The following is a 20,936-nucleotide window of genomic DNA, read 5'->3' as shown; positions in this document are numbered from 1 at the left end:
TGGGTTGTGATATGATTTTAGTGACATAGAATAACGTTAAAAAAAGGAAAATAACATGACAGTAAATATTTACGATAACGCCAATGAAATGGCAAATATTTTGACAGAAACACAACAATATATTGCATGGCAAAATGCATTTAACGCAATACAAAATGACACTGATTCTAAGGCGTTGTTTGGTGAATTCCAAGAAATTCAAATGGCAGTACAACAAATGATGCAAAGTCAGCAACAACCAAAACCTGAACAAGAAAAGGAATGGGATGCTGTTGCTGCAAAAGTACAAAAAGACGAAAAAATTAATGCGCTGATGGAAGCAGAACAGGCTTTGAACACTTTGCTAACGGAATTAAATGACATCGTTACAAAACCCGTTGCCGAAGCATATTCTAAGTTGCAGAAGTAAATTAAGCTCACTATCACCGACAGTTATGCTGTTGGTGATTTTATGTAAAGGAAGTTATTTATGTTTATGAAATTTTTGAAGGAGTGGGTTTTTCCAATTGCCATTGCAATTCTTATTGTTGTGCTTATTCGCTCATTTTTATTCACACGCGTAAAAGTTAGTGGGCCATCAATGGAACCAAATTTGCAAGATAACGAGAATGTGTTTCTAAACAAAGTGGCAAGTTATAAGCGTGGAGATGTTATTGTATTTAACGCTAAAGATGAAGATCCTAGGTACCAGTCTGGGGACGATAAGTACGTGAAGCGTATTATTGCGATCCCAGGTGATACAGTTGAATACAAAGCGTCTAATCTGTACGTCAATGGCAAGAAAGTTAATCAAAGCTTCATTAGTTTGAATGAACGTACACAGGGAACGGAAATGTCTTTTGGTAGCACATGGTCTCTTAAGACACTTTCCTCCGGTACGCTATGGCAGAAAAAGGATCGCAATAATTCTACAGTTCCAAAAGGTAAGTATTTTGTCATGGGCGATCATCGGTCAGTTTCAAATGATGGTCGGTATTTTGGATTTGTAGATAAAAAGCACGTTGTTGGTAAAGTCATTGTTCCATTTTGGAATAGTAACAAAACGGCTAAAGCAAATGTCAATCAAGGGAATAAAAATTTCTTTAGTAAGTAAGTTGCATTAACTTTTAAAAAATGCTATGATTACTATCAATAAAATAAAACCTTTAATCAGGTCCAGAGAGACCTGCAAGGCTTTAGATACTTTTGGTGAAGTGTACACTTTTACCCTCATTTTCTAGAACCAAGCGGTCGCTCAGATCGCTTGGTTTTTTGTATAAAGAAGGGTAATATGCGAAATTATTTGAATATAAATGCAATTAATAAAAATGACGTGCTACACTTAATACAACGTGCGTTGGCGTTAAAATCAGGTGAGCAACCTAAAACAAAATCGATAACGGCTGTAAATTTATTTTTTGAAAATTCAACGAGAACGCATAGTAGTTTCCAAATGGCAGAGAATCAACTTAATTGGAAACAGATACAAATCGACCCTCAAACTAGTTCAATGACAAAAGGAGAGAGTTTGGTTGATACATTAAAAACCCTTAAAGCGATTGGTGTGGATGTTGCAGTAATTCGTCACTCTCAAAATTCATGGTATGAAAGCGTCTTACGGAGTGAAGGGCATGCAATTCCACAACTTGTAAATGCGGGGGACGGCAGCGGCCAACACCCTTCACAAAGTTTGTTAGATTTAGTGACAATTTACCAAGAGTTTGGACATTTTGAAGGTTTGAAGGTTCGAATTATTGGTGACCTAGCACATTCACGAGTAGCGCGTTCAAATGCAGAGATACTCAACAAGCTTGGCGCAACAGTGACATTCAGTGGACCAAAAGACTGGCAACCAGTTGATTTTGATTCATTTGGCGAACATGTGGACCTTGATGTTGGTTGGTCGGAACAAGATGTTGTGATGTTTCTTAGAGTACAGCATGAACGAATTACACATACTGAAAATCAAAATTTTTCGGCAAAAAAGTATCATGAAGTGTATGGTTTGACTGAATCACGTTATGAAAATTTGAAAGAAAATAGTATTATTATGCACCCGGCCCCAGTTAATCGAGACGTTGAAATTGCCGATGATTTAGTTGAAGCACCAAAATCACGCATATTTGACCAGATGACCAATGGCGTTTATGCACGAATGGCCATTTTAGAATACGTTACGGAGTAAGTAAATGCAACTAATAAAAAATGCTAAAATTTTATGGAACAATCAACTCGTTCTTCGAGATATTTTAATTGACCAAGGAATTATTCAAAAGATTAGTAATCATCTTGAAAGTAAAGCAGCTACCGTTTTTGATGCCAAAGGGGCCTTCCTTTCAACGGGATTAGTAGATGTGCACGTACATTTTCGTGAACCTGGTTTTGAGTATAAGGAAACGATTAATAGCGGATCTAAGGCGGCTGCACGCGGTGGGTTTACGACTGTGATTGCTATGCCTAACTTAAATCCAGTTCCTGATAACGAAGAGAAGATAACGAATCAAATCGCACGAAATAAACAAAATGGTGTGATTCATATTGAACAGTACGGGGCAATCTCAAATAATTTGACGTCAACTCAAGTAACCAATATTAAAGGAATGTCAGCAGCTGGGGCCAAAGCATTCACAAATGATGGTAAAGGGGTACAGACAGCAAATACTATGCTCGAAGCAATGGTCGCCGCTGCATCGGTTAACAAACCTTTAGCCGCGCATTTGGAAGACGATACGCTGGTTCATGATGGTGTCATGAACGAGGGGAAAGCATCAACAAAATTAGAATTACCAGGAATTACAGGATTGGCGGAAAGTTCACAACTTGCTCGAGATTTGGTACTAGCTAAAGCTGCTGGCGTTCATTACCATGTTGCGCATATTTCAACTAAGGAATCGGTTGAATTGGTGCGAATTGCTAAACATGAAGGTGTTCATGTTACTGCAGAGGTTTCTCCGCATCACTTATTATTATCAGAAGAAGATATCAATTCTGATAATGCAATGTTTAAAATGAATCCACCACTACGAACTCAGAGAGATCGTGAAGCAGTCATTGCTGGATTGTTGGATGGAACCATCGATATGGTTGCTACTGATCATGCGCCACATGGAAAAGAAGAGAAACAGAAGTCTTTCCGAGAGGCACCATTTGGCATTACCGGAATCGAAACGAGTTTCCAACTGCTTTATACTTATTTGGTTAAAAATGGTGTGATGACTCTAGAAACTTTGCTTGAGCGAACGGTCACTGCTCCAGTCAGTGCATTCCACTTGCAAGCGCCCACTAGTATCGAAGAAGGTGCGCGAGCAGACCTCGCTCTGTTTGATCTAGATAATAACTATGAAATCGATACTGAAAGCTTTGAATCGATGGGAAAAAACTCACCATTTATTGGATGGAAAGTGTATGGAAAAACACTGGCCACATGGGTTGACGGTGAAATTGTATATAAGGATAACGTAAAATGAAAAAACGCTACTTATTATTAGAAAATGGATCAGTATATGAAGGGGAAGCTTTTGGTGCTGATGTTGATATCATGGCCGAGTTAGTTTTTAATACTGGTATGTCCGGCTATCAAGAATCAATTACAGATTTATCATACCGAGGTGAAATTATTGTATTTACTTACCCACTAATCGGTAATTACGGGGTTAATCGTGATGACTTTGAAAGTTTGCGACCAGCTGCATCTGCGATTGTGGTGCACGAAATCGCTCGACGACCAAGCAATTGGCGCAAAACAATGAGTTTGCCTGAATGGGCAGAAAAAACTGGAATGCCCGGTATAACGGGCATTGATACGCGCGCTTTAACAAAAGAGTTACGTAATCAGGGTTCCATGAAAGCAGCGCTTGTTGATGAAATAACGGACGAAGTCGTTGCGAGACTAAAAGCGTTTGAAACATCGAAAACAATGGTTGCAGATGCAACAACAAAGACACAGTATCAAAACCCAACTGATGGTGTATCAATCGCGCTCATTGATTTTGGACTGAAAAATTCAATTCTTCGCTCGCTTGCGAAGCGCGGTGTTAACGTGATGGTATTTCCTGCTAATGTGGACGCAGAAACAGTATTGGCAGCGAACCCTGACGGTATCTTATTGTCGAATGGACCTGGTGATCCCAAAGATGTAAAATATGCCATTCCAACAATTCAGAAGCTACAAAAGCATTTACCGCTAATGGGCATTTGCTTGGGACATCAGCTGTTCGCAATCGCCAATGGCGCAGAAACTTACAAAATGAAATTCGGTCATCGTGGTTTTAATCATGCCGTGCGCACGATTTCCAAAGCGAGATTAGATTTTACGTCACAAAATCACGGCTACGCAGTAGAACGAGCAAGCTTAGAGAAAACAGATCTAGTTGTGACACACGAGGAAATTAATGATCAGACTGTTGAAGGTGTTCGTCTAAAAGGCTACAATGCTTTCTCTGTTCAATTCCACCCAGATGCAGCACCTGGTCCACACGATGCTGAATATTTATTTGATGAATTTTTGGATATGATAGCTGATTCAAAGAAGGAGACTACAAATGCCTAAACGTCAAGACATTAGTAAAATATTAGTGATTGGTTCTGGACCAATTGTTATTGGTCAAGCAGCCGAATTTGATTATTCTGGCACACAAGCCGCGCTCTCTTTAAAGGAAGAAGGGTATCATGTTATTTTAGTAAATTCTAATCCGGCAACGATTATGACTGACGCTGAAATTGCTGACAAGGTATACATTGAGCCTTTGTCAATTGACTTTATTGAACGTATTTTACGTAAAGAGCGTCCAGATGCTATTTTGCCGACGCTAGGTGGTCAAACTGGATTAAATATGGCTAAAGACCTTTCCGAAGCGGGAATTTTGGATGAACTCAATATCGAGTTACTTGGAACTAAGCTATCAGCAATCGAAGAGGCCGAAGATCGTGAAGAATTTAAAGCCTTGATGGAACGTTTGAATGAGCCCATTCCAGAGTCCATCATTGCAACTACTTTAGAAGAATCACTTAATTTTGCTGACACACATGGTTATCCAGTAATTGTTCGTCCAGCCTACACGTTAGGCGGTACCGGCGGAGGTATTGCTCAAACCCATGAAGAGCTTTCGGAAATTACGGCCAATGGATTAGAACTTTCTCCTGTAACACAAGTGTTGATTGAACGTTCGATTGCAGGTTACAAAGAGATTGAATTTGAAGTGATGCGTGACGCTAATGACAACGCATTGGTTGTTGCTTCAATGGAAAACTTTGATCCAGTTGGTATTCATACTGGAGACTCGATTGTGACTGCACCAGTTCAAACATTATCTGATCGCGAAGTTCAAATGATGCGTGATGCAGCGTTAAAAATTATTCGTGCATTGAAAATCGAGGGTGGTGTCAATATTCAAATGGCACTTGATCCTGATTCATACAAATATTATATTATTGAAGTCAATCCACGTGTCAGTCGTTCTTCAGCGTTAGCTTCAAAGGCGACTGGATATCCGATTGCCAAAATGGCTGCAAAAATTGCCGTTGGCTTAACACTTGATGAGATCATCAATCCAGTAACTGGCACGACAAAGGCAGAGTTTGAACCAGCATTAGATTATGTTGTGTTTAAAATTCCACGCTGGCCATTTGACAAATTTTCAACAGCAGATCGTCGCCTAGGCACGCAAATGAAGGCAACTGGTGAAGTGATGGCTATCGGTCGCAATATGGAAGAAGCCATGTTAAAGGCTGTTCGCTCACTAGAGATTGGGGCTATTGGTTTAGATGATATAACCTATAAGGATCTTTCAGATGATGAACTGCTAGCAGCATTAATGCCTGCTCGAGATGATCGTTTGTTTATGATTGCTGATTTATTGCGCCGAGGTGTTTCAATTGAAACTATTCATGATAAAACACTAATCAATGAATTCTTCTTGGATAAAGTATTGCATGTTATCGAAATTGAGCAAGACCTTGCCAGCCATGTTGGAGATATTGATCAGTTGCAATATGCTAAAAAGAATGGGTTTGCTGACGAAACAATTGCTAAAATCTGGGGCAAGACAGCTGCTGATATTAGAACACTACGCAAAGATAAAAAAATTAAGCCAGTTTATAAAATGGTTGATACTGTTGCGGCAGAATTTGAATCGGCAACACCGTATTATTATGCAACCTATGAACAGGAAAATGAATCGATTATTAGTACAAAAAAATCGGTACTTGTACTAGGTTCTGGACCGATTCGCATCGGGCAGGGTGTTGAATTTGATTATGCAACTGTTCATGCTGTTAAGGCTATTCAACGGGCTGGATATGAAGCGATTATTATGAATTCTAATCCAGAAACCGTTTCAACGGATTTCTCTATCTCAGATAAATTGTATTTTGAACCACTTACCTTGGAAGATGTTCTCAATGTGATTGATTTAGAGAATCCAGTCGGTGTGGTGGTGCAATTCGGCGGACAAACTGCAATTAATTTAGCTCAACCTTTGTTAGACAATGGCGTAAACATTTTAGGAACCTCTGTAGAGGATCTAAATCGTGCCGAAGATCGTGAAGCATTTGATCAGGTCATAAAAGAACTTGCTTTACCACAACCTGTTGGTAAAACAGCAACCACAGTAGACGGTGCATTAGCAGCTGCACAATCCATTGGATATCCTGTATTGATTCGTCCTTCATACGTTTTGGGTGGTCGAGCAATGGAAATTGTTTCTTCTGACGATGAACTCCAGGACTACATGCAGCGTGCGGTCAAGGTTTCAAATGATCATCCGGTATTGATTGATTCGTACTTAGTGGGACAAGAAGCAGAAGTAGATGTTTTGTCAGATGGTGAAACAGCTGTAATCCCCGGTATTATGGAACATATTGAACGGGCGGGGGTCCATTCAGGGGATTCTATGTCAGTTTACCCACCACAATACTTGTCACAAAAGGTTCAAGATGAAATGGTGCAAGCCTCTATTAATTTGGCTAAAGCTATGAACACAATAGGGTTGATGAACGTGCAGTTTGTTATCCATGAAAATACGGCATATGTTATCGAAGTAAATCCACGTGCATCACGTACAGTACCGTTCATATCGAAAGTCACGCATCTTCCGCTCGCTCAATTAGCAACAAGAGTTATGTTAGGTGAAAAATTGTCAGAAATGGGATTTGAGACGGGACTTGTTCCTAACGATGATATGGTGCACGTTAAAGCACCAATATTCTCGTTCACAAAGTTGCCCGATGTTGATTCTTTGCTCGGCCCAGAAATGAAGTCTACTGGTGAAGTCATGGGGTCAGATATTAACCTGTCCAAGGCGTTGTATAAGGCCTTTATTGCTTCTAACATTAAAGTACCACGTTACGGCAATGTCTTATTCACAGTTGCTGATGATGACAAAGAAGAGGCGCTCGAATTAGCAAAGAGATTCAATGATTTGGGATTTGCTTTGTTTGCAACTGCCGGTACGGGTGCTTACTTGTCAGACAATGACTTGCCTGTGGAAGTACTCGATAAAATTTCGGAATCAGATAATAATGCGGTTGCAGCACTGCGTCAACAAAAAGTGCAGGTTGTTATTAACACAACTCAAGCAGATGACCGTGCTGAAAGCGATGGCCGCTTGATTAGAAATGCTGCGATTGAAAATGCCGTGCCTTTGTTTACTGCCTTAGACACAGTTAGTGCCTTCTTAGAAGTATTAGAGTCGCGCAGTTTTACAGTGAAAGAAATGCACTAAACTTTTTCAAATAAGCTTCGGCTTATGTACATAGGAGGATCATAATGACAGAACAGCCAGTTTTTATTGCTTTGGACTTTCCTGATGCAACTACTACTTACAAATTTTTGAAGCCTTTTTCAGATTTAGTAGAAAAGCCAGCATTGAAAGTTGGTATGGAACTTTTTTATCGTACGGGACCAGAGTTCATCACAGAACTACGTGCATTGGGCTATACGATTTTCTTAGATTTAAAACTTTACGATATTCCAAACACTGTTGGTCGTGCAGTCGCTAATATATCAAAACTAGATGTACAATATTTAACTCTGCATGCAGCTGGAGGGAAAAAAATGCTAGAAGCAGCTGTTGCCAATAAAAGTGAAGCGTTAAAATTACTTGCAGTGACGCAGCTAACTTCTTTTTCTGAAGCTGAGATACAAGAGATACAATTAACCACAGCAACTATTGAAGAAAGTGTTGCACATTTGGCTGAGCTTGCTTACTCGGTGGGCATAGACGGGACAATTAGTTCACCCTTAGAGGCTAGTTTAATTAAGTCACACACGAATGATCGATTTTTACGTATCACACCTGGTATTCGTTTAGCTGGTGATGAAGCTGGAGATCAAGTGCGTGTGACTACGCCAGGGGAAGCCAAGAAGTTGAATTCAACTGGATTAGTTGTTGGTCGATCAATTACACAATCGACCAACCCAGTGGCTGCATATCAACGTGTTGTCAATGAATGGAGAAAATAAATGACAGACTATAAACAACAAGTAGCTAATGATTTACTTGAAATTGGTGCCGTAAAATTTTCGCCAGAAGAACCTTTCACGTGGGCCTCGGGTATTAAGAGTCCAATATATACAGATAATCGGATGACCATTGGTTTCCCTTCGGTACGTCAAAATATATACAAAGGGCTGTCTGAACTAATAAAAAAAGAATATAGTGACGTTGAGATTATTGGTGGAGTGGCTACTGCAGGTATTCCACATTCAGCTTGGGTAGCTGAAGAATTAAATAAACCAATGGTCTATGTACGTTCAAAACCCAAAGATCACGGGGCAGGTCGTCAAACGGAAGGTGCATTGGTAAAAAATCGTAAAGTCGTTCTGATTGATGATTTGATATCAACAGGTGGGTCTGTGTTGGCCGCAGTAAATGCGGTGCGTAAGGAGGGAGCAAGTGTCCTTGGTGTTGTTTCCATATTTTCTTATGAATTACCAGCTGGTAAAAAAAATTTTGCTGAAGCAGGACTAACATTTAACTCACTGACAACATATTCACAACTAATTGAAACAGCCGTTAAGCGTGGGGATCTCGATAAATCACAAGTTGAAACCTTACAAAACTGGAAGGAAAATCCAAATGCTTGGCAAGCATAATAAAAAGGCTCATCAGAGATGAGCCTTTTTATTTGGTTTTTAATAAATAGCGTCGCGATACAGTCCGATTACTTTTCCTAAAATAGAGACTTTTTGCAAAATAATTGGCGCCATGCTGTTATTTTCAGGTTGTAAGCGATAATGATCGGCTTCACGGAAAAAACGCTTAACTGTCGCTTCATTGTTATCATTCATTGCGACAACAACATCACCATTATCAGCATTCTCTTGCTTACGTACGATAACTTTGTCTCCATCTAGAATGCCAATGTTAACCATTGAATCACCATGAACATTAAGCATGAATAGGTCACCATCAAATTGCATTAAATTATCTGGGATAGGGAAAAATTCAGTTGCTTCTTCTTCTACTGCCAAAATTGGTGTACCCGCTGTAACCATTCCAAGTACCGGAATTTTTCCGGGTGTGGTTGAAATCCCAAGCATCTCTAAACCAATATCGGTTACTTCAATCGCACGAGCTCTTGGTTTAGAAGCATCTTTTAAAAGATAACCTTTTTTTACCAGACGTTCGATGTGACCGTGAATAGTTGAAGAAGATGATAATCCAACAGCTTCACCAATTTCTCGGACGGTTGGTGGGTAACCATTTTCTGATTGTGCTTCATGAATAAATCGAAGCACTTGAATTTGTTTGCTTTCTTGTGTAATTGCCATGATGGGTTTCCTACTTGTTAAATTTACTATCATCAGTATAACGGAAAAACACGAACAAATCAAACGTTTGTTCGTTATTTTTTTAAAAATTCAACCTAATATTAAATAAATAATAAAAAATTCGTGTTATTTATTTTTATAACGAACAAAATGGTTCATATTGAAAACGTTAACTCTGCAAGTTATTATAGCACGCCTTTGCTGGCTGTGCTATAATAATTATCAGACATTTTAGTAAGGAGAATATGCATGATTAGCACATGGCTAGCAATTTTGATTGCAGTGTTAACTTTAATTATTGGTTTGGTCGGTGGCTTTTTCTTGGCACGTAACTCAATGAAGAGTTATCTTGCAAAAAACCCACCTATTTCAGAAGAAATGATGAAATCAATGATGATGTCAATGGGACAAAAACCATCTCAAAAGAAATTGAACCAAATGATGGCTCAGATGAAGCAACAAAGTGCCAATTCGCAAAAAAAATAAGCCAATCGGCTTATTTTTTTTCTGAACGTTTTGGATCTACATATTTCCAAGTTGGGTCAATCTCAGCATCTAATTCTTGGAAAGCTGCTTGCATCTGCTCAGTATATTTAGCAATATTTTCCTTGTTCAATCGGTCTTTACGATCAATAATAATTGGCTCACCAAAATTAACTGTGGTATTATTACGTTTGAAAAGTTGACTGAACTTAACAGGGCCTTGATATACAGCTGGTACGATTGCCTTTCCAGCCATTCGTGCAATTAGAATGGAACCTGATTTTAAATCATCACTGTGTCTAGAACCAGAAGGAAACATTATTAAAGAGCGCTTGCCATCTTTTAATTCGCGTACAGGTATTTTGATGACGCTTGGGCCAACATTTTCACGATCAACTGGGAATGCGCCGGCTGATTTGATTAACCATGCAAGTGGCTTGAATTTAAATAATTCAATTTTTGCCATGAAAATAAAGTGTTTTGGGTAGGCTGCCACAGCATACCATACTGGATCCCACCAAGTGCGGTGTGGACCAACTAGCACATAGTTATCGTTTTGGGGTATTCTGTCGCGATTCATGTATTTAATGCGGCCAGTAACTGCCCATATTAAAGCAACAGCAATGCCGCGTAAAAAATCATAGAATTTCATATTTATTTACCTCATAAATTAATCATTTCAATTTTACAGATAAACAGAAAGAAACGCAAATGACACAACCATTTCTTAAAGCAAATGAACGTATTGATGGACTTCCATCACAAAATATTAATATCATCCAGAATCCAGACATGTTTTCATATTCCTTAGACGCGATTTTATTAGCACATTTTGCTGATGTAAAAGGAAAAGGTAAAGGGTTATCTGTTGATTTGGGATCAGGTACTGGCGCGGTTGGGCTTTTTTACGCTCCAAAAGTGACTGGGGAAATAAAGTTAGTCGAGATACAACCAGAATTAGCTGAAATGGCACAACGTAGCATTGAACTGAACAATTTACATGAACGTGTTTCAGTCGTTCAGGCTGACATGAAAGATATATTTAATGAAATTAAACCTGGATCTGTTGAAACTGTTCTGACTAATCCACCTTATTTTCCCTTAACTGAGACTACCAAGACTAATATAGATAAACATTATGAAATTGCGCGCCACGAGTTGATGATTAACTTACCTGAACTGGCCCAAATTGCCAATAAACTGCTGAAAAATAATGGTAAGGTCTATATGGTACACCGGCCGGAAAGGCTAGCAGATATATTTGCAGCGTTTGCTGCACGAAAGCTTATGATTAAAAGAGTTCAATTTGTTTATGGAAAGGCAAACCGCGAAGCCAATATGGTTTTAATAGAAGCCATTAAATCTGGCCGACCAGGTGGCGTGCGCATTATGCCACCCCTTATCGCCTATACTGATGACAATGACTATACATCAGAGGTTCACGACATCCTTTATGGTAAAGCGTGGCATGAATGAAGTATTATTATTTTTATGTTTTATATACAGCGGATGGTTATTTTTATGGTGGATTCACGGATAACGTACAACGTCGTCTAGCGACACATGAGTCTGGTAAAGGGGCTAAGTTTACCCGCGTAAAGTCGCGGCATCCATTAAAATTGATTCACTATGAAGAGTTCCAGACAAAGAGCGAAGCGTTAAAAGCAGAGGCAAATTTTAAGAAATTAACACGAATTAACAAGGAAAAGTATTTATTAGTACACCACGTAATCAAAATTTGGTAATATGCTTGTCAAGGAACCAAAAATAATGTAAAATGTAATATGTTGTGAAAAGCAGCAAATACACACGATAAATGAGAACACGTAGGTGCAGAAATGTCAGCGTGAACAACGAATTTGTCGGCGGAAAAACCTAGGAGGCCATATCATGGCAGTTATTTCAATGAAAGAACTCCTCGAAGCAGGAGTACACTTCGGTCACCAAACACGTCGTTGGGACCCAAAGATGGACGAATATATCTTTACAGAACGTAATGGTATTCACATCATCGATTTACAAAAGACAGTTAAGTTAGTTGACGAAGCTTATAACTTTATTCGTAACGCTTCTACTGATGGCGCTAACGTATTATTCGTTGGTACAAAGAAACAAGCTTCTGATGCGATTGCTGAAGAAGCAACACGTGCTGGCCAATACTATATCAACCATCGTTGGTTGGGTGGTACATTGACAAACTGGAACACTATCAAGACACGTATCCAACGTTTGAAGGATTTGCAAACAATGGCCGAAGACGGTACATTTGAGCAATTGCCTAAAAAAGAAGTTGTTTTGTTGAACAAGCAACGTGAAAAGTTGGAAAAGTTCTTAGGTGGTATTCAAGACATGCCTGGCTTGCCAGATGTATTGTTTGTTGTTGATCCAAAGAAGGAAGAAATTGCCGTCAAGGAAGCAAACATGTTGAATATCCCAGTTGTAGCTATGATCGATACAAATGCTAACCCAGATGTAGTCGATGTTAAGATTCCTGCTAACGATGATGCTATTCGTGCCGTACGTTTGATCACATCAAAGATTGCCGATGCTGTTATTGAAGGTCGTCAAGGCCAAGATTCAGCACCTGAAGATGCATTCGTTGAAGGTGACGAAAACACAGAATCAATCGAAGAAATTGCTAACATCGTTGAAGAAGGCAATAACTAATTAATTTTATTCTATAAATACCGTTCCTAGCGGACCTGTTCGGGACGCGGAATGGTATTTTAATATGTTATAATAAAAATACATTAAACTATTTTAGAGGAGCACTATAATGGCAATTACTGCTGCACAAGTAAAGGAATTACGTGATAAAACATCTGTTGGAATGATGGATGCTAAAAAAGCATTGGTTGAAGCTGATGGCGATCTAGACAAGGCAATTGATTTATTGCGTGAAAAGGGTATGGCAAAGGCCGCTAAAAAGGGTGATCGTGTCGCTGCCGAAGGCATGACAGCTGTTGCCGTTAAGGGTAACCGCGCTGCAATCATTGAATTAAACTCAGAAACTGACTTCGTGGCTGGTAACGCTGAATTTAACGAATTGCTAAACGCAGTTGCCAACACAATCGTCGAATTTGCGCCTGCTGACGTTGAAGCTGCTTTGGCACTTGAAGTTCAAGAAGGTCAAACTTTGAACGACAAAATTATCGGAACAACTCAAATTACTGGTGAAAAGATTACTTTGCGTCGTTTCTCAGTAGTAGAAAAGTCAGATTCAGAAAACTTTGGTTCATATTCTCACTTGGCAGGCTCAATTTCAGCTTTGGTTGTTGTTGATGGTGCTTCAGAAGAAGCTGCCAAGGATATCGCAATGCATGTTGCTGCTATTGCACCACAATTTGTATCTGATGATCAAGTACCTGCTGATGTTATTGCTAAGGAAAAGGAAGTGCAATTAGCTTCTGAAGATTTGAATGGTAAGCCTGATAACATTAAGGAACGCATGGTCGAAGGACGTATCAAGAAGTTCTTGGCTGAAATTTCTTTGTTGGATCAACCATTTGTTAAAAATGGCGACCAAACAGTTGCACAATTCATTTCTTCACAAAATGGATCAGTTAAGTCATTTGTTCGTTACCAAGTTGGTGATGGCATTGAAAAGCAAGTCACTGATTTAGCTGAAGAAGTTGCTAAGCAACTTGGTTAATATTTAAAAACTACTAATTGCCATTGATTGTTTTATCAATGCAGCTAATTAGTTAAAAAGTGTACTATTATAAATAGCGCACTTTTTTTTCGGAAATTTTTCGGAATTTTTGATATACTTGTATAAGCAAATAAAAGAGGTTAAACATGACTGATATTAAGTACAAACGCGTTTTGATGAAGCTCTCTGGTGAAGCATTGGCAGGGGACAAAGGTCAAGGCATCGATCTTGAGACTGTTTCTGCAATTGCTGAAGAGCTAAAAGATGTCCATGACCTAGGTACTCAAATTGCCATTGTTGTTGGCGGTGGAAACTTGTGGCGTGGAGAGCCAGCATCAAAAATTGGTATGGAACGGTCTCGTGCTGATTATACTGGCATGCTTGGTACAACAATGAATGCTCTAGTTTTGCAAGATTCATTGGAACGCGCTGGTGTCCAAACACGTGTGCAAACTGCTATTACAATGCAGCAGATTGCTGAACCTTACATACGTGGTCGTGCGATTCGTCATCTAGAAAAGGGACGAATTGTCATTTTTGCAGCAGGTACAGGTTCTCCGTATTTCTCTACAGATACGACGGCAGCCTTGCGTGCAAACGAAATTAATGCTGATGCCATCTTAATGGGTAAAAATGGCGTTGATGGTATTTATGACTCAGATCCAAATAAAAATGCTAATGCGGTGAAGTTTACGGAATTAACTCACCTTGACATTTTGCAAAAAGGTTTGAAAGTAATGGATTCGACAGCAAGCTCACTATCTATGGATAATAATATGCCATTGGTGGTGTTTAACCTTAACACACCAGGTAACTTGAAACGAGTTGTGCTTGGTGAAGCCATCGGAACAACAGTAACAGGAGAAAAATAATGACTTTTGATTTAACTAATGCTAAAGAGCGTATGAAGGGGGCACAAGAGGCACTTCAACGTGAATTAGCCAACATCCGTACAGGTCGTGCGAATCCCAATATTTTGAATCGCGTCGAAGTTGAATATTATGGGGCAATGACACCATTGAACCAAGTGGCTTCAATTTCAGTACCGGAAGCACGAATATTGCTAATTACGCCGTTTGATAAAAGTGCCTTGGAAGCAATTGTACATGCAATTAACGTGTCCGATCTTGGTTTGAATCCTGCTTCTGACGGAAATATTGTGCGCTTGGCGATTCCACAAATGACAGAAGAACGTCGTAAAGAACTTGCTAAAGAAGTGAAGGCTGAAGCTGAAAAAGCTAAAGTTTCAGTTCGTAATGTTCGTCGTGATATTATGGATGATATTAAAAAAGACAAAGACATGCCTGAAGATGATGCCCGCAAGGCCGAAGATCAGACACAAAAGTTGACTGATGAAAACATTAAAGCAATTGATGAAATAGCAGCTGAAAAAGAAAAAGAATTGTTAACAATTTGATTTTCGTAAGATATTGCGATCATGCTTGACTTGGATAAATCCAAGTCTTTTTATTTAGGAGAGGGATGTGCTGAGGAGATATTTGAGATATTGGCGGGAAGCATTTGATTTTCATAGTGGTGCGTATCGATTGGATTTTTGGTGGGTTCATATCGTGAATACATTTATTTTTGCATCTATTTTATTTGTATCAATTATTTTTTTTAATTCTTGGTCGTTAGCAACCAAGTTATCTGGAACATTCAGTATCTTAATAACTATTCCAAACTTATCCTTATTTATTAGGCGATTACGAGATACCGGATTTCCAGTACAGACAATTATGTTTTTACTGATGAGCCCGTCACTTTTAGGAGTGAGTTTTGGCATTTTAGCCAGTTTTCGTTTAGTTATTTTGGCGCCAATTGCATTTTTAATATATTTCGGTTGGCTCATTTACTTGGTTTCAAGGCGTTCAGCTTATTGGACACCGACTTTAAGTAAAAAGCAAAAATCATTTTATGCAGCTTTAATTAGCGCTGTAATGATTTTAACTGCTTGTTTTCAGGTTACTGCTTTAAAGCATGTCACACATGAATTTAGAGCTGCTGCGCAAAAGTATATTCAGGAACAGCGTCAAGTTAATGAAAATCGAGGTAAGTCCGCGTCATCAAGTTATTCTACTAAAAATGGTTCTATGAGCTCGTCAACCCAAGAGACAGATGATAACACACCAGAAGCCAGCTCAGCATTTTCGATACCTGAAAAAGAAGTTACTGAACTTCCAGACGATTCTGAGACGACAGCATACAGAGGATTAACAGAAGATACAATAGGAGATGCAACATTTGGTTTCTTTAAGGTCCATGGGACTTGGGAACAAGATACAGCTTCTTTGCAGTGGTTGCAGTCACAACAAAACGTAATGGTTTTAACCAGCACTCAAGGTCAGGGATTTGGTGTTGATTTTGCTAGTTTTAGTTTTAAAAAAATTACGGGACAAAGTTATGTTTCATTAAATCAAGTCGACAATGTACAAGCCTCTCGAATTGATGGTACCTACCAAGATACTACCTCTGACAGTATTAAGGCTATGACTTATTTAGAGTGGCATATGCCAGATGGTCATATCCGAGTTGTGTACTTAATTGCGCCATCAAGACCATTGCTTAATTTAATTGTTAAAACATTGTCAGAAAGTTTTCGAGCAACTTAATGTAGAAATTTTTACTTGACGATTTGTCGTAGAGAGTGCATAATATCATTATTGAGTTTTGTACGTGATGAAGCCAAGTGGCGTTGGTGGAACGGACAAACAGTCGAGTGTCGGGTTTTATAACTCGGAAGTCAGGTGGAACCGCGCGTAAGCGTCCTGATGTCAATTATTTTGGCATTGGATGAACTTACACGCGGTTTTTTGATGCTGGTAAATATAACAAAATATCGATACCATCTGTGCTGAATTGTCGATAAACTTTTAAGGAAGAACGATTATGACAAACGAAAAACTATCATTACAAGATATCATCTTGACCCTACAACAATACTGGGCTAAACAAGGCGCAAACTTAATGCAGGCATATGACAATGAGGTTGGGGCCGGAACACAGTCGCCATATACATTTTTACGTGCTAATGGCCCTGAGCCTTGGAACGCTGCTTATGTTCAACCTTCTCGTCGTCCAGCTGATGGCCGCTATGGCGATAATCCAAACCGTTTGTTTCAACATCATCAGTTTCAAGTAGTGATGAAGCCTTCCCCTGAAAACATTCAAGAGCTTTACCTAGGTTCTTTAGAAGCTTTGGGTATTAAAGCATTAGAACATGATATACGTTTCGTTGAAGATAACTGGGAAAACCCTTCTATGGGTGCTGCAGGAATTGGTTGGGAAGTTTGGCTGGATGGTATGGAAGTGACACAGTTTACTTATTTCCAGCAAGTTGGTGGGATTGAAGTAGATTCTGTGACAGCAGAAGTGACTTATGGTCTAGAACGATTAGCATCATACATTCAAGATGTACCAACGGTTTATGATCTTGAATGGGGTAATGGTGTGTTATACGGTGATATTTTCAAAGAACCAGAATTCGAGCATTCGAAATACGCTTTTGAAGAATCTAACCAAGATATGTTGTTGCGCCACTTTGAAGAATTTGAAGCAGAAGCAACTCGTTTGTTAGATTTGGGCTTGGTACATCCGGCTTATGACTATATTTTGAAATCATCACATACATTTAATCTATTAGATGCACGTGGTACGGTTTCGGTCACAGAACGAGCTGGTTATTTACATCGTATTCGTACAATGGCTCGCAAAGTATCGAAAGTATTTATTGAAGAACGAGCTAAGCTTGGTTTTCCTTTGCTAAAAGATCAGACATTACGGGATAAGTATCTTGGTAAAAACGGTAAATACACCAAAGAAAATGCCTGATAGTAACAGAGATAAAATCAATATTGGAGAATAACTCATGTCAACATTTTTATTAGAAATTGGTCTTGAAGAAGTGCCAGCACATCTGGTCACAAGCTCAGAAAATCAATTAATTGAAAGAACAAGAAACTTTTTAGCTGAGCATCGCTTGACTGTTGGTGCCATTAATCCTTATTCAACTCCACGTCGGTTGGCGGTTGAATTAACCGATGTAGCGGAAAAATCAGAAAGTTTGAGTGAAGAAAAGCGTGGTCCGTCAATTGAAAGAGCAAAAGATGCCAATGGTGAGTGGACTAAGGCAGCAATGGGATTTGCACGCGGTCAAGGTGCAACACCAGATGACTTTGAAACAAGAGACGGCTATGTGTGGTTAACAAAGCATACTGAAGGTGTTCCTGCCAAGGATATCTTGGTCAAAATTGGTGCCGAGGTGGTTTCAGAGATGAAGTTCTCAACGTACATGAAGTGGGCGAATAATGCTTTCTTGTACGTGCGACCAATTCGCTGGCTTGTCGCCTTGTTTGATAAGGAAGTCGTTGATTTTCATGTATTAGATGTTCAAACTGGTCGTGTTACAAGAGGACACCGCTTTTTGTCAAATGAACATGTTGAAATTTCTTCTGCTGACGATTATGTAAGTACACTCGAATCAGCAAGTGTTGTAGTTAACGCTGAGGTACGAAAAAATGCAATCCGTTCTCAACTGACGGCAATTGCTAAACAAAACAATTGGTCATTAGAATTAGACACTGATGCAGCACAGAATTTGCTGGAAGAAGTTAATAATATTGTCGAATGGCCAACGGCATTTGCTGGTACTTTTGATAAAAAATATTTGGAAATTCCTGATGAAGTATTAATCACATCAATGCGCGAACACCAACGTTTCTTCTTTGTTACTAATCATGACGGGAAATTGTTGCCACATTTCTTATCAGTACGTAATGGGAACCAAGAGCATTTGGATAATGTTATTGCTGGTAATGAAAAAGTTTTGGTTGCTCGTCTTGAGGATGCAGAATTCTTTTACAAAGAAGACCAAACTAAAACAATTGCTGACTACATGGAAAAGGTCAAAAAACTGGTTTTCCATGAAAAAATTGGTACTGTTTATGAACATATGCAACGAACTGGCGTTTTGGCTCAGGCACTAGCGCAATCACTGAATTTTGATGAACAACAATTGTCTAACGTGAGCCGTGCAGCAGAAATCTATAAATTCGACTTAATGACCGGTATGGTTGGTGAGTTCGACGAATTGCAAGGTATTATGGGTGAACACTATGCTAAATTATTTGGTGAGAATCCCGCTGTGGCTGCAGCAATTAAAGAGCACTATATGCCGACTTCAGCAACAGGAAAAATTGCTGAGTCAGATATTGGTGCTGTACTAGCAGTTGCCGATAAGCTAGACGCTATTGTAACTTTCTTTGCAGCTGACTTAACACCAAGCGGTTCAAATGATCCTTATGGACTACGTCGCGCAGCAACAGGTATCGTAAGAACGTTACAGGAAAAAAACTGGCATATTGCTTTGAAACCGGTATTAACTCAGTTTGCCCAATCACAGGGAGAAGTTGCTGCGGCTGATATCACAGCTGTACTGGAGTTTATCTTAGATCGCGTGCGTAAGTTAACATTGGATGATGGTGTTCGCCAAGATTTGGTATCTGCAGGAGTTAGTCGCTCAGGAAATACTGACGTTGTTTACCTCATAGATCGTATTAATGTACTCGCTGCTCATAGTAAAGATAATGATTTCCGTGATGTGATTGAATCACTGACACGTGTCGATCGCTTAGCAGTGAAGCAGTTAACCAATGATAGCGTGGATCCATCTCTATTTGAAAATGATGCTGAAAAAGAATTGTATCAGGCAACGTATGCACTGAACTTAAGCCACTTAGTAAAAGAAGGTGCTGACGAGGTATATACAACATTGGCTGGGTTACAATCTCCTATTTCAACTTATTTTGAAGCTACAATGGTTAACACCGAGAATGCAGCTGTTAAAAACAATCGCTATGCACAACTGAATGTAATTCATCGCTTAATTAGTGAATTGGGTGATTTAGAACAAATTGTCATTAAGTAAAATTATTAAATAATAGGTCGTCACTAGAAAGTAGGAGGTCATTATGTTGAATATTGCTTACGTTGGTTTTGGAAAAAGCACAAATCGTTATCATTTACCTTATTTAAAGTTACGGCAAGATAAGTTTCACGTGAGCCGTGTAGTAACACCTACACTTGGGAAAAGACCAACAGAGCAATCTGAGTTAGAAGTTACTGGTACTGTATTTTCAACAGATATTGATGACATTATTGAAGATGAAACCATCGATCTAGTGGTTGTTGTAACGCCTTCAGCCAGCCATTATCAGGTGACAAAACAACTACTGTTGGCTGGAAAAAATGTTATGGTTGACAAGCCAATGGCTGCTAGTGATATCGAGGCTCGTGATTTGGTCAATATTGCTTATGATAAAAAGTTATTTTTGATGCCATTTCAAAGTAGGCGATTTGATAGTGACTTTTTGACAGTTCAACGGGTTATTCAAAATGGGTACCTCGGTCGTTTAGTTGATCTTGAGGTTCATATGGACCATTATCGACCTAATGAGGGGCAATCGAATGGTAATGAAATTGACGGATCGCTATTCGGACATGGTGTTCATTTGGTAGATCAAATTGTGAGTCTCTTTGGTGCACCAAATTCAGCAGCCTACGATATACGTTCTACTCGCTTACTGAATAGTCCTGTAGACGACCAAATTGAGGTTAACCTTTTTTATCCACAAGCTTTTAAAGCAACAATTCAAACCACAGAATTAGCAACAATCCAATATCCAAAATGGCAACTGCGTGGAACACAAGGTACATTTATTAAGTATGAGGTTGATGAGCAGGAAAATGACCTTAAAACTGGTGTTATGCCTGGAGACGCGCGTTTTGGCGTTGACACACCACAAAACTATGGACACTTGGTATACTACAATCAGAGTGGTGATCGCATTGATAAATACATACCTAGTATTCAGGGTGATTATGGCAGAGTCTATGATTCTGTTTATAACACACTGGTCAAAGGTATGCCAAAACTTGTTTCCGATGAAAATATGATTACTGTAATGAAGATACTGTCTGCAGGGTTGAAAGAAAAAGGACCGCACGTCGTTAAATTTTCATGAAAGTTAAAAGCTTGGCAATAGCCTAGCT

At 39.2% G+C, this 20,936-nt stretch carries 21 protein-coding genes; 19 read left to right on the top strand and 2 right to left on the bottom strand.

What is annotated here, in order from left to right; genetic code table 11:
- Positions 1-55: 55 nt before the first annotated feature.
- The 8 genes from RHP56_RS05790 (at position 56) to pyrE (ending at position 9,073) form a co-directional block, all read left to right on the top strand.
- Positions 56-409: a YlbF family regulator gene (locus tag RHP56_RS05790; protein ID WP_010290990.1), complete on the top strand. Its 354-nt coding sequence runs from the start codon at positions 56-58 to the stop codon at positions 407-409.
- A 60-nt stretch (positions 410-469) separates the two neighbouring features.
- On the top strand, positions 470-1,093 hold the full coding sequence (lepB, locus tag RHP56_RS05785; RefSeq protein ID WP_011679937.1) for a signal peptidase I: 624 nt from the start codon (positions 470-472) through the stop codon (positions 1,091-1,093).
- 177 nt (positions 1,094-1,270) lie between these two features.
- Positions 1,271-2,164, top strand: a complete 894-nt coding sequence (locus tag RHP56_RS05780; protein ID WP_102753405.1) for an aspartate carbamoyltransferase catalytic subunit — start codon at positions 1,271-1,273, stop codon at positions 2,162-2,164.
- A 4-nt stretch (positions 2,165-2,168) separates the two neighbouring features.
- Entirely contained in the window at positions 2,169-3,446 is a 1,278-nt protein-coding gene (locus RHP56_RS05775; RefSeq protein WP_102753406.1) for a dihydroorotase, read from the top strand.
- Positions 3,443-4,528 carry a glutamine-hydrolyzing carbamoyl-phosphate synthase small subunit gene (gene carA, locus RHP56_RS05770; protein WP_011679934.1) on the top strand — a complete coding sequence of 362 codons (1,086 nt, stop codon included), beginning with the start codon at positions 3,443-3,445 and terminating at the stop codon, positions 4,526-4,528. Before RHP56_RS05775 ends, carA begins: the two co-directional genes overlap by 4 nt.
- On the top strand, positions 4,521-7,700 hold the full coding sequence (gene carB / locus RHP56_RS05765; RefSeq protein WP_102753407.1) for a carbamoyl-phosphate synthase large subunit: 3,180 nt from the start codon (positions 4,521-4,523) through the stop codon (positions 7,698-7,700). The genes carA and carB overlap by 8 nt, the downstream gene beginning before the upstream one ends.
- A 44-nt stretch (positions 7,701-7,744) precedes the next feature.
- A complete protein-coding gene (gene pyrF / locus RHP56_RS05760; protein ID WP_102753408.1) occupies positions 7,745-8,440 on the top strand; it encodes an orotidine-5'-phosphate decarboxylase in 696 nt (231 codons plus the stop codon).
- Positions 8,441-9,073, top strand: a complete 633-nt coding sequence (pyrE, locus tag RHP56_RS05755; protein ID WP_011679931.1) for an orotate phosphoribosyltransferase — start codon at positions 8,441-8,443, stop codon at positions 9,071-9,073.
- A gap of 39 nt (positions 9,074-9,112) precedes the next feature.
- Here pyrE and lexA read toward each other — a convergent pair whose 3' ends face one another.
- Positions 9,113-9,751: a transcriptional repressor LexA gene (gene lexA, locus RHP56_RS05750; protein ID WP_011679930.1), complete on the bottom strand. Its 639-nt coding sequence runs from the start codon at positions 9,749-9,751 to the stop codon at positions 9,113-9,115.
- A gap of 249 nt (positions 9,752-10,000) precedes the next feature.
- Between lexA and RHP56_RS05745 the strand changes: the two genes are divergently transcribed.
- Positions 10,001-10,237, top strand: coding sequence for a YneF family protein (locus RHP56_RS05745; protein ID WP_002814697.1), 237 nt, complete (start codon positions 10,001-10,003; stop codon positions 10,235-10,237).
- 10 nt (positions 10,238-10,247) lie between these two features.
- On the opposite strand, the gene RHP56_RS05740 is transcribed toward RHP56_RS05745, so the two are convergent.
- Positions 10,248-10,886: a lysophospholipid acyltransferase family protein gene (locus tag RHP56_RS05740; protein ID WP_011679929.1), complete on the bottom strand. Its 639-nt coding sequence runs from the start codon at positions 10,884-10,886 to the stop codon at positions 10,248-10,250.
- Positions 10,887-10,945: 59 nt separating this feature from the next.
- Here RHP56_RS05740 and RHP56_RS05735 point away from each other — a divergent pair, with 59 nt between their 5' ends.
- The 10 genes from RHP56_RS05735 (at position 10,946) to RHP56_RS05690 (ending at position 20,908) form a co-directional block, all read left to right on the top strand.
- Positions 10,946-11,710 (top strand): tRNA1(Val) (adenine(37)-N6)-methyltransferase, encoded by a 765-nt coding sequence (locus RHP56_RS05735; protein ID WP_014324814.1) that lies wholly within the window; start codon positions 10,946-10,948, stop codon positions 11,708-11,710.
- Positions 11,707-11,979 (top strand): GIY-YIG nuclease family protein, encoded by a 273-nt coding sequence (locus RHP56_RS05730; RefSeq protein WP_011679927.1) that lies wholly within the window; start codon positions 11,707-11,709, stop codon positions 11,977-11,979. Before RHP56_RS05735 ends, RHP56_RS05730 begins: the two co-directional genes overlap by 4 nt.
- A gap of 145 nt (positions 11,980-12,124) precedes the next feature.
- The gene (gene rpsB / locus RHP56_RS05725; protein ID WP_002814693.1) at positions 12,125-12,901 is read left to right on the top strand and encodes a 30S ribosomal protein S2; all 777 of its coding nucleotides are present in this window, start codon (positions 12,125-12,127) and stop codon (positions 12,899-12,901) included.
- 109 nt (positions 12,902-13,010) lie between these two features.
- Positions 13,011-13,886 carry a translation elongation factor Ts gene (tsf, locus tag RHP56_RS05720; protein WP_002814686.1) on the top strand — a complete coding sequence of 292 codons (876 nt, stop codon included), beginning with the start codon at positions 13,011-13,013 and terminating at the stop codon, positions 13,884-13,886.
- A 146-nt stretch (positions 13,887-14,032) separates the two neighbouring features.
- Positions 14,033-14,758: a UMP kinase gene (gene pyrH / locus RHP56_RS05715; protein WP_011679926.1), complete on the top strand. Its 726-nt coding sequence runs from the start codon at positions 14,033-14,035 to the stop codon at positions 14,756-14,758.
- Positions 14,758-15,303, top strand: a complete 546-nt coding sequence (gene frr / locus RHP56_RS05710; RefSeq protein WP_002814677.1) for a ribosome recycling factor — start codon at positions 14,758-14,760, stop codon at positions 15,301-15,303. Before pyrH ends, frr begins: the two co-directional genes overlap by 1 nt.
- 82 nt (positions 15,304-15,385) lie before the next feature.
- On the top strand, positions 15,386-16,498 hold the full coding sequence (locus tag RHP56_RS05705; protein ID WP_102753409.1) for a DUF805 domain-containing protein: 1,113 nt from the start codon (positions 15,386-15,388) through the stop codon (positions 16,496-16,498).
- A 277-nt stretch (positions 16,499-16,775) separates the two neighbouring features.
- Complete coding sequence (gene glyQ / locus RHP56_RS05700; protein WP_014324811.1) at positions 16,776-17,717, top strand: glycine--tRNA ligase subunit alpha; 942 nt, start codon at positions 16,776-16,778, stop codon at positions 17,715-17,717.
- A 37-nt stretch (positions 17,718-17,754) separates the two neighbouring features.
- On the top strand, positions 17,755-19,812 hold the full coding sequence (gene glyS / locus RHP56_RS05695) for a glycine--tRNA ligase subunit beta (protein ID WP_014324810.1): 2,058 nt from the start codon (positions 17,755-17,757) through the stop codon (positions 19,810-19,812).
- 43 nt (positions 19,813-19,855) lie between these two features.
- The gene (locus RHP56_RS05690; RefSeq protein ID WP_102753410.1) at positions 19,856-20,908 is read left to right on the top strand and encodes a Gfo/Idh/MocA family oxidoreductase; all 1,053 of its coding nucleotides are present in this window, start codon (positions 19,856-19,858) and stop codon (positions 20,906-20,908) included.
- The last annotated feature ends 28 nt before the right edge of the window (positions 20,909-20,936 follow it).

It is taken from the genome of Leuconostoc sp. C5 (assembly GCF_056530425.1).
This window is presented reverse-complemented; position numbering and strand designations above follow the sequence as displayed.

Bases quoted from the DNA above. Each gene is read 5' to 3' on its own strand.
- RHP56_RS05790 (WP_010290990.1), top strand. From the start codon at position 56: ATGACAGTAAATATTTACGATAACGCCAATGAAATGGCAAATATTTTG.
- lepB (WP_011679937.1), top strand. From the start codon at position 470: ATGTTTATGAAATTTTTGAAGGAGTGGGTTTTTCCAATTGCCATTGCA.
- RHP56_RS05780 (WP_102753405.1), top strand. From the start codon at position 1,271: ATGCGAAATTATTTGAATATAAATGCAATTAATAAAAATGACGTGCTA.
- RHP56_RS05775 (WP_102753406.1), top strand. From the start codon at position 2,169: ATGCAACTAATAAAAAATGCTAAAATTTTATGGAACAATCAACTCGTT.
- carA (WP_011679934.1), top strand. From the start codon at position 3,443: ATGAAAAAACGCTACTTATTATTAGAAAATGGATCAGTATATGAAGGG.
- carB (WP_102753407.1), top strand. From the start codon at position 4,521: ATGCCTAAACGTCAAGACATTAGTAAAATATTAGTGATTGGTTCTGGA.
- pyrF (WP_102753408.1), top strand. From the start codon at position 7,745: ATGACAGAACAGCCAGTTTTTATTGCTTTGGACTTTCCTGATGCAACT.
- pyrE (WP_011679931.1), top strand. From the start codon at position 8,441: ATGACAGACTATAAACAACAAGTAGCTAATGATTTACTTGAAATTGGT.
- lexA (WP_011679930.1), bottom strand. From the start codon at position 9,751: ATGGCAATTACACAAGAAAGCAAACAAATTCAAGTGCTTCGATTTATT.
- RHP56_RS05745 (WP_002814697.1), top strand. From the start codon at position 10,001: ATGATTAGCACATGGCTAGCAATTTTGATTGCAGTGTTAACTTTAATT.
- RHP56_RS05740 (WP_011679929.1), bottom strand. From the start codon at position 10,886: ATGAAATTCTATGATTTTTTACGCGGCATTGCTGTTGCTTTAATATGG.
- RHP56_RS05735 (WP_014324814.1), top strand. From the start codon at position 10,946: ATGACACAACCATTTCTTAAAGCAAATGAACGTATTGATGGACTTCCA.
- RHP56_RS05730 (WP_011679927.1), top strand. From the start codon at position 11,707: ATGAAGTATTATTATTTTTATGTTTTATATACAGCGGATGGTTATTTT.
- rpsB (WP_002814693.1), top strand. From the start codon at position 12,125: ATGGCAGTTATTTCAATGAAAGAACTCCTCGAAGCAGGAGTACACTTC.
- tsf (WP_002814686.1), top strand. From the start codon at position 13,011: ATGGCAATTACTGCTGCACAAGTAAAGGAATTACGTGATAAAACATCT.
- pyrH (WP_011679926.1), top strand. From the start codon at position 14,033: ATGACTGATATTAAGTACAAACGCGTTTTGATGAAGCTCTCTGGTGAA.
- frr (WP_002814677.1), top strand. From the start codon at position 14,758: ATGACTTTTGATTTAACTAATGCTAAAGAGCGTATGAAGGGGGCACAA.
- glyQ (WP_014324811.1), top strand. From the start codon at position 16,776: ATGACAAACGAAAAACTATCATTACAAGATATCATCTTGACCCTACAA.
- glyS (WP_014324810.1), top strand. From the start codon at position 17,755: ATGTCAACATTTTTATTAGAAATTGGTCTTGAAGAAGTGCCAGCACAT.
- RHP56_RS05690 (WP_102753410.1), top strand. From the start codon at position 19,856: ATGTTGAATATTGCTTACGTTGGTTTTGGAAAAAGCACAAATCGTTAT.